The following is a 13,603-nucleotide window of genomic DNA, read 5'->3' as shown; positions in this document are numbered from 1 at the left end:
AATTTTCAAGGTAAATTTAGTTAAAACACAATCAAAAAAGGAATGCTATTTTAGTATAAAACCTAAAAAAATCTCCACTTTGGGAGATTTAGAATTTTGACAGCTATTACATATTCCTTCTATACTGCCCTCCTACCTCAAATAAAGCCGAGGTAATTTGTCCCAAAGAACATATTTTAGTCGCCTCCATCAAATAAGCAAATAAATTTTCATTGTTTACAGCCGCTCGTCTTATCGCTTGCAATTGCTCTTTTACTTTATCCTGATTTCGTTGCTGTAAATTGTGCAGCATCTTAATTTGGTATTGTTTTTCTTCCTCAGTCGCCCGAATAACTTCGGCTGGAATTATTGTTGGAGAACCTTTTGAATTTAAAAAAGTATTTACCCCAATTATTGGTAAATTTCCTGTATGTTTTAAATTTTCATAATACAGACTTTCTTCCTGGATTTTAGATCGCTGGTACATGGTTTCCATGGCTCCTAAAACTCCTCCCCGCTCAGAAATTTTATCGAATTCCTCCAAAACAGCGGCTTCTACTAAATCGGTCAGTTCTTCTATAAGAAACGAACCCTGCATTGGATTTTCATTTTTCGTCAAACCTAATTCTTTATTGATAATGAGTTGGATTGCCATTGCCCTGCGAACTGATGCCTCTGTAGGCGTGGTAATGGCTTCGTCATAAGCATTGGTATGCAACGAATTACAATTATCATAAATAGCATACAAAGCCTGTAAAGTGGTTCGAATATCATTAAAATCAACTTCCTGAGCATGAAGCGAACGTCCTGAGGTTTGAATATGGTATTTCAACATTTGCACCCGTTCATTGGCATGGTATTTATTTTTCATGGCTTTCGCCCAAATTCTGCGCGCCACCCTGCCTATTACAGCATATTCAGGATCTAATCCATTCGAAAAGAAAAAAGACAGATTAGCACCAAAATCGTTAATATCCATTCCGCGGTTCAGAAAATACTCCACATAGGTAAATCCATTAGCTAATGTAAAAGCCAATTGCGTAATGGGATTCGCTCCCGCTTCGGCAATATGATAGCCCGAAATAGATACCGAATAAAAGTTTCTGACATTATTCGAAATAAAATAATCCTGCACATCACCCATCAATCGTAAGGCAAATTCGGTTGAAAAAATGCAGGTATTTTGCGCCTGGTCTTCTTTCAAAATATCAGCCTGAACAGTTCCACGCACTTGCGACAAAGTCCTTGCTTTTATTTCATTATAGACTTCCAAAGGTAAAACTTCGTCTCCGCTCACTCCTAAAAGCAATAATCCCAATCCGTCATTTCCTTCAGGTAAATCTCCCTGATAACTAGGTCTTTCAATTCCTTTTTGCTCAAAAATGTGATTGATTTTTTCTTCTACCTCTTTCTCTAATTGGTTGGCTTTAATATAAATTTCGCATTGCTGATCAATCGCTGCATTCATAAAAAAACCTAATATAATGGGAGCCGGACCGTTGATAGTCATGCTTACCGAAGTCATGGGATGGAGCAAATCAAAACCGGAATACAACTTTTTAGCATCATCCAAACAGCAAACAGCCACTCCTGCGTTTCCTATTTTCCCATAAATATCAGGACGCATATCGGGATCGTTGCCATACAAAGTCACACTATCAAAAGCCGTAGACAGGCGTTTTGCCGAAAATCCTAAACTCAAATAATGAAAACGCCTGTTGGTTCGCTCTGGTCCTCCCTCACCGGCAAACATTCGGGACGGATCTTCGCCTTCTCTTTTAAAAGGATATATTCCTGCCGTAAACGGAAATTCTCCCGGCACGTTTTCCTGTAAAGACCAATGAAGAATGAAACCCCAATCCTCATATTTAGGCAAAGCAATTTTAGGAATTTGAGCATGAGAAAGTGACTCGGTGTGGGTTGTTCGTTTTATTTCTTTATCCCTAATCTTAAAAGTATAAAACGGATTTTTGTATTTATTTACTTTTTCGTTCCACCCGAGAATAATTTCCCAATTATGTGGCTCTAAATCTTTTTTTAACTTATCAAATTGATTCAGCAAAAGATTGATAAAAATTCGTTGGTCATTGTGCTCTACAAGCGCACTTGGAAAAACGGAATCATCATCGATTCCCCTTTCATTAATGAGTGGTACTTTACCACAAACACTTTCCAATGTTTTGAATATGCCGTATAGTTTTTGGGCAATTTCCTGTTGGCTTTTTGCCTTTTCATCATAATTACGAATTGTTTCGACAATTTCGGAAAGATAACGTGTTCTTTGTGGAGGAATCACGTAAACCTTCTCGCTGATTTCTGACTTAGCTTCAAAAGTTGAAAGTAAATCAGCATTTGTTTTTTCAACTATAGCATTCATTACCGCCTGATACAATCGATCCATTCCTGAATCGTTAAACTGCGATGCCATCGTACCAAAAACAGGAAGATCGTCTAAATTAGTATCCCAAAGATTATGATTGCGTTGAAATTGTTTTTTCACATCCCGCAAGGCATCGGGAGCTCCTCGTTTGTCAAATTTATTGATAGCTACCACATCCGCAAAATCAAGCATATCGATTTTCTCCAATTGGGTAGCAGCACCAAATTCGGGTGTCATTACATACAAAGTTACATCGGCATAGTCCACGATTTCGGTATCTGACTGACCAATTCCGGAAGTTTCAACAATAATAATATCATATTGTGCTGCCTTTAAAACCTGAATAGCATCCTGAATCGATTTTGACAAAGCCCTGTTGGATTCACGGGTAGCCAATGAACGCATATACACTCTGGAATTGTTTATAGCATTCATTCGAATTCGGTCACCCAATAATGCACCTCCTGTTTTGCGTTTTGAAGGATCAACAGAAATTATCCCCAAGGTTTTCTCCGGAAAATCAGTCAAAAAACGACGAACAAACTCATCCATCAAAGACGACTTGCCTGCTCCTCCGGTTCCTGTAATGCCAAGAACAGGAACTTTACTATTGGCAGTCATTTGAGCAATCGAACTTAAAACAGTTTTCGCTACATCAGGAAAATTTTCGGCTGCCGAAATAATCCTTGCAATCGCTGATGCATTTTTTGTTTTTAGAAGACTTATTTCATCATGTAACTCATTACCGATAGGAAAATCGGAACGCTGCAATAAATCATTAATCATTCCTTGCAATCCCAATCTTCTGCCATCATCAGGGGAATAAATTGCTGTGATTCCATAAGCCTGCAATTCAGCAATTTCAGAAGGCAAAATAACTCCGCCGCCACCGCCAAATATTTTGATATGCCCTGCTCCTTTTTGCAGTAGCAAATCATACATATATTTAAAAAACTCATTATGTCCTCCCTGATACGAAGTAATCGCAATGGCATTAACATCTTCCTGAATGGCGGTATTGACTATTTCTTCAACACTTCGGTCATGTCCTAAATGAATAACTTCAACTCCACTGGCCTGCATAATTCGGCGCATGATATTGATTGCCGCATCGTGACCGTCAAACAAAGCCGCAGCAGTTACAATTCTTATCTTATTTTTAGGATGATACACTTTCATTTGAATCAGAATTTGAATTTCGATTAATTATGCCTAAAAAAAACTTTTATCCGGAACGAATTAAGCCACTTTTTCAAAACAAAACGATGTTTGTGTATCTTTGACCAAAATCTAATACACATAAAGTTATGAAAAAAATCGCTCTGTTTTTTATATGTTTCAATCTAATTAGTTGTGCCGAAATGCAACAGGTAATCAATCAACTGCCTCAAAGCGGAACTGCCGGAATGATTGATATTTCAGGAGGATTAAAAGAAGCTTTAAATAATGGAATTACTAAACAAGTAAGCAAATTGACGGCTACAGACGGTTTTTATAAAAATGAAGCGGTTAAAATTCTATTACCCGAAGAGTTGAGAAAAGTTGATAGCGGATTGAGAAGAATTGGACTAAGTTCGTTAGCCGATGAAGGATTAAAAGTAATGAATCGTGCTGCAGAAGATGCCGTAAAAGAAGCCACTCCTATTTTTGTTGATGCTGTAAGAAACATGTCTTTTACTGATGCTAAAGGAATTTTAATGGGAAATGAAAGTTCAGCGACCACTTACTTACAAAATACTACTTCAACTTCCTTATATGGCAAATTCAATCCTGTTATAAAAAGTTCTTTTTCAAAAGTTGGTGCCGATAAAGTTTGGCAAAATATCATCACTAAATACAATAGCATTCCGTTAGTAAGCAAGGTAAATCCTGACCTGACTGACTACGTGACGAATCAGGCCATGAAAGGAGTTTTTAAAATGGTCGCGGTTGAAGAAAAAAATATCAGAACCAATATCAGCGCCAGAACATCGCCATTGTTACAAAGAGTTTTTGCGTTACAAGACAAAAAATAAAAGTGTTAAGCACTTAAACAAACAGGTGAAACAGCATTTGTTTTGTAAAAAAATAAGTTTAGTTTTGAATCCTTTAGAACTTCAATAAAAATTGATTTCAACAGACTTTCTTGAAATCATGAAATAATTATAAAATGCAAAAAATAACAATACTTATCCATTGTGAGGATCAAAAAGGAATTATCGCTTCTGTAACCAATTATATTGCAGGAATCGAGGGAAATATCATTTATCTGGACCAGCATGTTGATGCAAATGAAAACGTATTTTTCATGCGCTTAGAATGTGAATTCAGCACCCAAAACTGGGATTTAGAATTAATCAAAAAAGATTTTCAAGCCAATCTGGCCGATAAATTCAATATGTCCTGGGAAATCTATACTCAGGAATACAAACCCCGAATGGCGCTTTTTATTTCTAAATATGACCACTGTTTGTACGATCTTTTAGGACGTTACAGTGCCGGCGAATTACCGCTGGAAATTCCGTTAATTATTAGTAATCATGAAGATTTAAAAGGAGTAGCGCAACGTTTTGATATTCCGTTTCACCATGTTCCTTTTACTAAAAACATCAAAGAAGAAGGTGAAAAACAACAAATAGCCTTATTGAAAGAATACAACATCAATTTTATTGTTTTGGCCCGATACATGCAAATTATCACGCCTAAATTAATTGAACTGTATAAAAACAGAATCATCAATATCCACCACTCTTTCTTACCTGCATTCCCGGGAGCAAAACCCTATCATTCAGCTTTTGCCAGAGGAGTAAAAATTATTGGTGCAACCAGTCATTATGTAACCGAAGAGCTGGACGAAGGACCAATTATTGAACAAGACATCACCAGAGTTTCACACAGTCATTCCATAGAGGATTTTATTGTAAAAGGACGTGATTTAGAGCGCAGCGTATTGGCAAGAGCCGTAAAACTGCATGCTGAACGTAAAACAATGGTTTACAACAACAAAACAGTTATTTTCTCTTAAACGGCCATTAACTTTATTAAACAACCGTTTAAATCTTAACGTATAACCAACAAAGTAATAACATATCCTTAACAGCTTTTCCCGCCGTTATGTGGCATCTTTGCAATGTAATAAACTGGTTATTTATTATATTTGGTTTTGGTTAGTTAAAACAAGTGCTAGTATTTTCAAATGCTAGCACTTCTTTTTTTTAGAACATAACTCTTTTGTTCTGCACAATAATTATGTTATCCTTAAAAAATAATTTGCCTCTAAATTTCTATTGACACAAGTTTAGTATTATTCTTAATTTTTGGTCCAAAACCCCTTTAAATTGCTAAACTTAACACAAAAAACTAGGTTTTTAATGTTGTGTTAATGTAAATTTGCCGAAAATTTACTGTTATGAATGGACTTTTGAAAGAGACGAGTGAAATTGAAAAACTACAGGAAGAATTTAAAATTCTAACTCAGATAAAACAAAAAAAGACTGCTACAACTAAAAATGAGCAGGAAGAATTAGTTTTGGAAGAATGCGAATTATAACTTTTGATGTAATTCTTTAAAATAGTCAAAAGCTTTTAACAATCTACTTCCGTACCACGAAAACATTTCACCATCTACTAAAACAATTTTGGCTGGTTGCGTAAAAATGTGCATCTCTAAAACATCTTTTTCTTTAAAAGGATAAGGTTCTGACGAAAGAAAAATAAAGTCTAAATCCCCATTTGCATTTATTTTTTCAGGCTCAACCTCAGGATATCTTTGTTGGTTAGCAAAGACATTTTCAAAATGATTTAATTCCAATAATTCATTGATAAAATTAGCTGAACCCGACACCATATAAGGCTTTTTCCAAATAAAATAAGCGACTTTTTTTACAGGCTTAGTTTGGATAAAACTTTTGAAATCACTTAAAGCTAAAGTCAGTTTTCTGTTCCAATTTTCAGCTTCAGCAACACAATCAAAGAGATTTCCAAAATCGCTTATCATCTTAAAATTATCTTCAACTGTAACAATATCAGTTACCCAAACCGGGCATATTGTTCGAAGAGTTTCTACCATTTCTAAGGTGTTTTCTTCTTTATTACAAATAATAACATCAGGAACTAAGGCTTTAATTTTATCACAATCTACTTTTTTTGTACCGCCAACAATTGCTTTTTTAGATCTCAAATCTTTTGGATGAATACAGAATTTAGTAATCCCAACAATCTTTGATTCTAAACCTAAATCAACCAATAATTCCGTTTGTGAAGGCACTAACGAAATAATACGCTGTGGTACTTTATGAAAAGTATGCTGGGTTCCGATGGAATCGATTAAGGTGTAGTTTTCCAATTGATTCAATTTAAAATTTGAATTAAAAAAACCATTAAAAAGCGTTGCTCTCTAATGGTTCTTAAATTTAATAACTTAATTTATGTTTAAGACTGCATTATTGCTTCCATTTCCTGTTGGATTTTCAAAGCTTCTGCTCTTGCTTTTTCGGCAAAATCTGCTTCTTTGGATGCATAAATAATTCCTCTTGAAGAGTTAATTAACAATCCTACATTTGCATTCATTCCGTATTTACACACTTCTGACAAACTTCCTCCCTGAGCACCAACTCCTGGTACTAAAAGGAAACTATCCGGAACAATTTTTCTAATTTCGGTAAAATATTCTGCTTTGGTAGCTCCCACTACATACATTAAATTCTCAGAATTCTTCCAGGTTTTAGAAGTTTCTAAAACACGTTTGTACAATTCTTTTCCATCAACATCCAGCGTTTGAAAATCAAAAGCACCTTCGTTAGAAGTTAGTGCTAACATGATAGTGTGTTTGTCTTCGAAAGCTAAAAATGGCTCTACAGAATCTTTCCCCATATAAGGTGCAACAGTGATACTATCAAAGTTTAAATCTTCGAAAAAAGCTCTGGCATACATCGAAGAAGTATTTCCAATATCGCCACGTTTTGCATCGGCAATAGTAAAAATATTAGGGTAATTTTCGTTGATATAATTGATTGTCTTTTGTAAAGAAATCCATCCTTTAATACCATAAGCTTCAAAAAAAGCAGTATTAGGTTTGTAGGCAACTGTCAAATCATGGGTAGCATCGATTATTGCTTTATTGAATTCAAAAATAGGATCTTCTTTCTCTAAAAAACTTTGAGGAATTTTATTCAAATCAACGTCTAATCCTACGCATAAGAAAGATTTTTTAATCTTGATTTGTTCAATTAACTGTTGTGTAGTCATTTATTTTTATTTTCAAAGCGCAAAGTTACAAAGCCAATTGTAATTAATATAAGAATTGTATAAGTTTCTCCTAAAATTCTATCCCAATCGCATTTACCACTGTGTGTTTTTAATACAAAACACAAATAAAAAAACTTTATTTTAAAAAAAATGAGGCTATAAAGCCTCATTTTTTTTTATTAAATTAAGATATCTGATTATTTTACTAAAATAATTTCCACTCTACGGTTTTGAGCTCTTCCTTCAACAGTTTTGTTAGAAGCAATTGGCTTGGTAATTCCATAACCCTCAGATGAAAGTCTTTCAGCACTAATACCTTTAGCAATTAAATAATCCTTAACCGCAGCAGCTCTGTCTTTAGACAATTGAAGGTTTTTAGCAGCATTACCTGTACTATCAGTATGTCCTTCTAATTTAAAATTAGCCGTATTGTATTCGTTCATCACTTTAACAATTTCTTCTAACTTAGCGTTAGATTCTGCTTTAATAGTCGCTTTAGAAGTATCAAATAAAATCGATTTAGAGAAATCATTTAATTTTTTAATTACTTCAGTAGTTACTTCCGGACAACCATTATTAGCAAGAGTTCCTTTTACTTTAGGACATTTGTCATCTTTATCTAAAACACCATCACCGTCTGTATCTGGCCAAGGACAACCGGCATTTTCTTTTGGACCGGCAATAGTAGGACATTTATCATCTTTGTCTAAAACACCATCTTTATCCTTATCTTCCCACGGACATCCTTTATTAGCGGCAGGACCGGCTACATCAGGACATTTATCGTCTTTATCCAAAATTCCGTCGTTATCTCTGTCTCCCCATGGACATCCTTTATTTTCAACAGGACCTGCTACAGTAGGACATTCATCATCTTTATCCAAGATACCATCCCCATCCTGATCTTTCGCTTTCTTTTGATAAACAGGAATCTTAACTCCTAAATGGATATCAGCTGCTTTTGAATTTTTTGAAACTACATTAGACAGAATCGAACCCGATCCAATAAAGAATACTCCTGTTCTTAAACCTAAACCTACCTGAGCTTGTTTACTATAATCCATGTACGAAATTGGCATATAAGCACTAAACCATTTTGATTCATAACGAGGAGTTACGCTTACACGGTTAGCAATACTGTTTTGGTTTAATTTTGTTTTGCTTACAACTCCAATATCACCAATAGCATTCAAATAGAATTTATTGTGAATATTCCAATCTACATCAGCATGTATAGCTGTAGGCAAATAAGATCTCACTGTCCCATTAACAGGAACATTGGTATAATTATTTTTCAAAAATTCATCAAAACTGTCTGCATTATCATAATTAGCCTGCGTAATCGTTTTATTTAGATCATACATATTACGAACCCCTTTAGCGTATTTCATAGAACCTAAATCAGTAACAGAAAGTCCAAAACGCAGTTTGTATTTATTTACTTCTTTTAAGTCATTAATATCAGCTCTGTCAGCCGTATATTCAGGTCTCCATTCGTAAACCAAACCTAAATCAACTCCAAAACCTCTTGATTTCGAATCAATATCTAAATCTGAATTAGCTGCAAAATCCTGGCTAGAACCATAAACAACTGAACCTGTAGTAGTATAGGTACTATTTTGTGGTAAAATTACATTTTCATTGTATGCCATTGTAACTCCATTAGCTTGTAAATGGTAATTAGCAATTCCCTGCAAATATTTAGCTGTAATACCTCCTTTTAAGAAATGCTGTCCTCTTTGGTATAAAACAGCTGCATAAGAAATACCTAACTCTCCCCATGAATTACCTACTCCATTTAAACTGCCTACATTAGCAGAAGGGAAACTGGAAGAGTTATCTTTTGTAATATCATTAATTACTTTTCCATTAACATCAACAACATTTAAAAAGGCTCTTGCTCTTGTAAATACTGCTAATGAATGCTTAGGAGCAATATTAAACATAACCGATGGCCCCATAACATCTGTATTAAAGGCCGCATTATTAGCATTACTAAAACTCTTTTTAGCCTCTAAATCAAAATCGTAACCATCTTTAAAAACATCAAAAATCTTTACTCCGTACAAGTCATTTGTAACGGAAGAACTAGTCGAAAACAAATTAATATCTGTTTTAAAACGAGAGTCAACAATAGACGCAGGATTATACAACACACTTTGAACTCCAGCGTAATTATCATGGACATAACCTAAATAAGACTGGGCATTTGCTGAGCAAAAACCTGCTAGAGCAAATAACGAAAGAAAAATTCTCTTCTTCATACTTAATAATATTAGTTAATGAATTTGGGGCAAAAAAAAACACCTAATTTGATAACGCAAATTAAGTGCTTTTTCTTATTAATAATATTAAAAAGTTTTTACTTTTTTTAACAATTAATTATTACTTAACCATTAGAAAACCTCACTGGCTTCTTTTAGTTTTTCGGTATTATTAACTAACTGTAACTCATCTACAATCTTCTGAATATCACCATTCATGATGTTTCCTAAATCGTATAAAGTCAATCCAATTCTATGATCGGTTACACGACCCTGAGCATAATTATACGTTCTGATTTTTGCCGAACGGTCTCCGGAACTTACCTGAGAAGTTCTTTTAGAAGCATCTTCAGCTTGTTTTTTAGCCAATTCCATTTCGTACAAACGGGAACGCAAAACCTCTAATGCTTTATCCTTATTTTTATGCTGCGATTTTTGATCCTGACATTGTGCCACTAATCCGGTAGGAATATGCGTTAAACGCACCGCCGATTTCGTAGTATTTACCGATTGTCCTCCTGGTCCTGATGAACAGAAGAAATCAACACGCACATCATTCATATCAATTTGAACATCAAATTCCTCCGCTTCCGGTAACACCATAACTGTAGCTGCCGATGTATGCACACGTCCCTGAGTTTCTGTTTGAGGAACACGTTGCACACGGTGAACTCCAGCTTCAAATTTCAAAGTTCCGTAAACATCCTCTCCCGTTACTTCAAAAATAATTTCTTTAAATCCTCCTGAAGTTCCTTCGTTCATATCGACAACCGATGTTCTCCAACCACGGCTTTCACAATATTTAGTGTACATTCTGAATAAATCCCCTGCAAAAATACTTGCTTCGTCTCCACCCGTTCCGGCACGAACTTCCACCATAACATTCTTCGCATCCTCAGGATCTTTAGGAATCAACATAAACTTGATTTCTTCCTCAAGAATTGGTAATCTTTCCTTAGCTTCATCAAGTTGCATTTTAGCCATTTCGGTCATATCTGCATCACTTCCATCAGCAATTATCTCGTTTGCTTCATCAATATTTGCCATCAAAAGAACATATTCATCTCTTTTTTCAGCCAAAGCCTTTAGATCTTTATACTCTTTATTCAACTGCACATAACGTTTTTGATCGGCAATAACATCCGGTTGGATGATTAAATCCGAAATCTCATCAAAACGTTGTTTCACTATTTGAAGTCTGTCTAACATAGTTATAGTCCTTATAATTGGAGTGCAAAAATACAAAAAAGATTGCACAATTTTGTTTCAGTATTTCAGATTTTTTCAGGAGCTTTTTAGCTCCGCTGAATCTTCGATTTCCTGCTTTAAGCTCAAGGAATTCATTCTGGCCAAATCAATTCTCCTCCGAAATTTTAGTTACCATAAAAATCATTACACTTCCCAAAAGAGCCATGATTAAAAAAGCCCATTTCATACTCAAGGCTTCAGAAATAAAACCAACCATTGGCGGAACCACTAAAAAACCAAGATATCCAATAGTAGATATCGAAGTCAGCGCCGAACCACTACTCAATTTTTTTGATCTTCCCGCTATACTAAATACTAACGGAACCGTACAGGAAACACCAACGCCAATCAACACAAAGCCCAGAATCGTTGGAATAATAAAAGGCAGAAGAAAGCAAATTAAAAATCCAACACTAATCATTATAGCACTGTAAAACAAGATACTTTTGATTCCAAAACGCATCACCGCATAATCTCCTAAAAAACGTCCAAGGGTAACCGCAGTCATAAAAAACACAAAAGCAGCTGTTGTTATTTTTTGCGAAGCCTGTAATACATTTTGAAAATAAATCCCACTCCAGTCATACATTGTATTTTCGCAAGCCATCGATACAAAACAGATAATAGCAAACTTCAACAGATTCTTATCAGGCATCGAAAAAAACTTACTTTCCTCCTTTGATGGTTCACTCTCTATTGTTAACGGATAAAAACAACTCACCACCGCCAGCATAGCCACACCAATACCCAATAAATGGAAAGATGGATCAATATGTTGTGTTACCATAACATAGCCCAATCCTGCTCCTGCAAATCCGGCCAAACTCCAAATAGCATGAAATGTAGTCATGATCGATTTAGGATACAAACGCTGTACTTCTAAAGCCTGGGCGTTCATCGATAAATTCAAAATATTTCGTGAACCGCCAAAAATTAAAAGAATGAGAACCAACTGCCATACATATGCCGCAAAACCAGGCAAAGCCAGAACTATGTTAAACAAAATCGCTCCCGATAACATACAATAGCGACTGCTGAAAAGATTCAAAATTCTTCTCGTAAACGGCATCGTTAACATTAATCCAATTGGAAAAGCGAATAAAACTGCTCCAAATTCAGCTTCCGATAAATGCAATTGAGCTTTTATCGCAGGAATTCGGGATGCCCATGACGAATATCCAAAACCGGAAATAAAAAAAAATACAGTAGTTGCCAATCGATAACCTTTAGGCGATTGGCGTAAATTATTAAAATAGCCTAAAATCATTAATTCAACTCCTTTTTATTGGAGTGCAAAATTAAGCCTTTTAAATGGCTCCCAAATGTTAAAAATACCTAAATAACATTCTTAAAAACTATTGGTATTTTTAGTAATTTTGTTTTGAATTCGACACAAAATCAATTCATTTTAATTATGCAAAAAACAGCCTCATTACTATTCCTGCTTTTGATTGCTTCTGCTTGTCAAAAAAACAATAATGCCGAAAAAGATCTGATAAAAAAAGCCGATTGGCTCATTGGAAATTGGGAAACCAAAAACAATATTGGGACACTTTCTGAAAATTGGGAGAAAGTAAACGACAGCACATTTAAAGCCAAATCACTCTTTATAAAAGACAAAGACACTATTCATAACGAAAGTATCATTCTGGAACAAAAAGGGGAAAATTTAAGTTATACCACAACTATAATAGGTCAAAATGATAACAAACCTATTCGCTTCCAATTAAAAGAAGGCATTGAAAACGAACTGATTTTTGAAAATCTGAAAAACGATTATCCTCAAAAAATCAGTTATAAAAAAACATCTAAAACCAGTTTTATCGCTCAAATTTCAGGATTGCAATCAGGTAAGACAAGTGCTGAGAAATACAATATGGTTAAAACTAAATAAATTATAATTAACATCATTCTACAAACCTCACTTTATTAAAGCGAGGTTTTTATTTTAAAAACCAAATATGCATTTACTCTTTGAATTGATATGAGAGTCTTCTATGCGCACTCAATAAAAAAAATAGGCCACGGATAATACAGATTGAACAGATAAAAACGGTTTTTTTCTGCTCTGTAGATTATATAAACAAAAATCCGTTAAAATCAGTTTTATTAAAATTAAAAAAACATATAAAAAAAGCCTCAATTAGAGATCTAATTGAGGCTTTAGTACTCAGAGCGGGACTTGAACCCGCACGAACATTGCTGTTCACTGGATTTTAAGTCCAGCGTGTCTACCAATTTCACCATCCGAGCAATGATGTGGTACCTCCAGGGATCGAACCAGGGACACATGGATTTTCAGTCCATTGCTCTACCATCTGAGCTAAGGTACCATAAATCTTCCTTTTACAAAGATTTAAAAAAAAACCCCGTAATAAACGGGGTTTTCAAAGAAAGGCGACGACATACTCTCCCACAAAACTGCAGTACCATCTGCGCAGGCGGGCTTAACTTCTCTGTTCGGGATGGGAAGAGGTGAGCCCCGCCGCAATAACCACCTTAAGGT

The 13,603-nt window shown here is 35.0% G+C and carries 10 protein-coding genes, 2 tRNA genes and 1 rRNA gene; 4 read left to right on the top strand and 9 right to left on the bottom strand.

Annotated features, from left to right (window positions below; all coding sequences use genetic code 11):
- Nucleotides 1–106: 106 nt before the first annotated feature.
- Nucleotides 107–3,547, bottom strand: a complete 3,441-nt coding sequence (locus BLR17_RS15440) for a methylmalonyl-CoA mutase family protein (RefSeq protein ID WP_066324468.1) — start codon at nucleotides 3,545–3,547, stop codon at nucleotides 107–109.
- Nucleotides 3,548–3,666: 119 nt separating this feature from the next.
- On the opposite strand from BLR17_RS15440, the gene BLR17_RS15435 reads away from it, so the two are divergent.
- The 3 genes from BLR17_RS15435 to BLR17_RS16520 all read left to right on the top strand — a co-directional run bounded on the left by BLR17_RS15435 (nucleotide 3,667) and on the right by BLR17_RS16520 (nucleotide 5,888).
- On the top strand, nucleotides 3,667–4,374 hold the full coding sequence (locus BLR17_RS15435; protein ID WP_066324466.1) for a DUF4197 domain-containing protein: 708 nt from the start codon (nucleotides 3,667–3,669) through the stop codon (nucleotides 4,372–4,374).
- Nucleotides 4,375–4,508: 134 nt separating this feature from the next.
- Complete coding sequence (gene purU, locus BLR17_RS15430) at nucleotides 4,509–5,363, top strand: formyltetrahydrofolate deformylase (protein ID WP_066324462.1); 855 nt, start codon at nucleotides 4,509–4,511, stop codon at nucleotides 5,361–5,363.
- A gap of 384 nt (nucleotides 5,364–5,747) precedes the next feature.
- Nucleotides 5,748–5,888 (top strand): hypothetical protein, encoded by a 141-nt coding sequence (locus BLR17_RS16520; RefSeq protein ID WP_169817139.1) that lies wholly within the window; start codon nucleotides 5,748–5,750, stop codon nucleotides 5,886–5,888.
- Here the strand turns inward: BLR17_RS16520 and BLR17_RS15425 are convergent.
- The 5 genes from BLR17_RS15425 to BLR17_RS15405 form a co-directional block, all read right to left on the bottom strand.
- Nucleotides 5,883–6,683: an ABC transporter substrate-binding protein gene (locus BLR17_RS15425; RefSeq protein ID WP_139068314.1), complete on the bottom strand. Its 801-nt coding sequence runs from the start codon at nucleotides 6,681–6,683 to the stop codon at nucleotides 5,883–5,885. The two genes, BLR17_RS16520 and BLR17_RS15425, sit on opposite strands and share 6 nt — an antisense overlap.
- A gap of 86 nt (nucleotides 6,684–6,769) precedes the next feature.
- Nucleotides 6,770–7,585 carry an orotidine-5'-phosphate decarboxylase gene (gene pyrF / locus BLR17_RS15420; protein WP_066324459.1) on the bottom strand — a complete coding sequence of 272 codons (816 nt, stop codon included), beginning with the start codon at nucleotides 7,583–7,585 and terminating at the stop codon, nucleotides 6,770–6,772.
- 197 nt (nucleotides 7,586–7,782) lie between these two features.
- Nucleotides 7,783–9,849 (bottom strand): DUF5723 family protein, encoded by a 2,067-nt coding sequence (locus BLR17_RS15415; protein WP_066324457.1) that lies wholly within the window; start codon nucleotides 9,847–9,849, stop codon nucleotides 7,783–7,785.
- A gap of 132 nt (nucleotides 9,850–9,981) precedes the next feature.
- On the bottom strand, nucleotides 9,982–11,058 hold the full coding sequence (gene prfA, locus BLR17_RS15410) for a peptide chain release factor 1 (protein WP_066324452.1): 1,077 nt from the start codon (nucleotides 11,056–11,058) through the stop codon (nucleotides 9,982–9,984).
- A gap of 145 nt (nucleotides 11,059–11,203) precedes the next feature.
- A complete protein-coding gene (locus tag BLR17_RS15405) occupies nucleotides 11,204–12,364 on the bottom strand; it encodes an MFS transporter (protein ID WP_066324450.1) in 1,161 nt (386 codons plus the stop codon).
- Between the two features lie 147 nt (nucleotides 12,365–12,511).
- Here BLR17_RS15405 and BLR17_RS15400 point away from each other — a divergent pair, with 147 nt between their 5' ends.
- Nucleotides 12,512–12,991 carry a DUF6265 family protein gene (locus BLR17_RS15400; RefSeq protein WP_066324448.1) on the top strand — a complete coding sequence of 160 codons (480 nt, stop codon included), beginning with the start codon at nucleotides 12,512–12,514 and terminating at the stop codon, nucleotides 12,989–12,991.
- 273 nt (nucleotides 12,992–13,264) lie between these two features.
- On the opposite strand, the gene BLR17_RS15395 is transcribed toward BLR17_RS15400, so the two are convergent.
- From BLR17_RS15395 to rrf, 3 genes are all read right to left on the bottom strand, one after another.
- Nucleotides 13,265–13,350, bottom strand: a tRNA-Leu gene (locus tag BLR17_RS15395).
- 7 nt (nucleotides 13,351–13,357) lie between these two features.
- Nucleotides 13,358–13,430: transfer RNA gene (locus tag BLR17_RS15390), tRNA-Phe, on the bottom strand.
- Nucleotides 13,431–13,489: 59 nt separating this feature from the next.
- Nucleotides 13,490–13,599, bottom strand: a 5S ribosomal RNA gene (gene rrf / locus BLR17_RS15385).
- Nucleotides 13,600–13,603 lie beyond the last annotated feature (4 nt).

The organism is Flavobacterium glycines (genome assembly GCF_900100165.1).
Taxonomy (GTDB): domain Bacteria; phylum Bacteroidota; class Bacteroidia; order Flavobacteriales; family Flavobacteriaceae; genus Flavobacterium; species Flavobacterium glycines.
This window is presented reverse-complemented; position numbering and strand designations above follow the sequence as displayed.

Excerpts from the sequence above, each read along its gene's own strand:
- purU (WP_066324462.1), top strand. The coding sequence starts at position 4,509 with ATGCAAAAAATAACAATACTTATCCATTGTGAGGATCAAAAAGGAATT.
- BLR17_RS15415 (WP_066324457.1), bottom strand. The coding sequence starts at position 9,849 with ATGAAGAAGAGAATTTTTCTTTCGTTATTTGCTCTAGCAGGTTTTTGC.
- BLR17_RS15435 (WP_066324466.1), top strand. The coding sequence starts at position 3,667 with ATGAAAAAAATCGCTCTGTTTTTTATATGTTTCAATCTAATTAGTTGT.
- BLR17_RS16520 (WP_169817139.1), top strand. The coding sequence starts at position 5,748 with ATGAATGGACTTTTGAAAGAGACGAGTGAAATTGAAAAACTACAGGAA.
- pyrF (WP_066324459.1), bottom strand. The coding sequence starts at position 7,585 with ATGACTACACAACAGTTAATTGAACAAATCAAGATTAAAAAATCTTTC.
- BLR17_RS15400 (WP_066324448.1), top strand. The coding sequence starts at position 12,512 with ATGCAAAAAACAGCCTCATTACTATTCCTGCTTTTGATTGCTTCTGCT.
- prfA (WP_066324452.1), bottom strand. The coding sequence starts at position 11,058 with ATGTTAGACAGACTTCAAATAGTGAAACAACGTTTTGATGAGATTTCG.
- BLR17_RS15405 (WP_066324450.1), bottom strand. The coding sequence starts at position 12,364 with ATGATTTTAGGCTATTTTAATAATTTACGCCAATCGCCTAAAGGTTAT.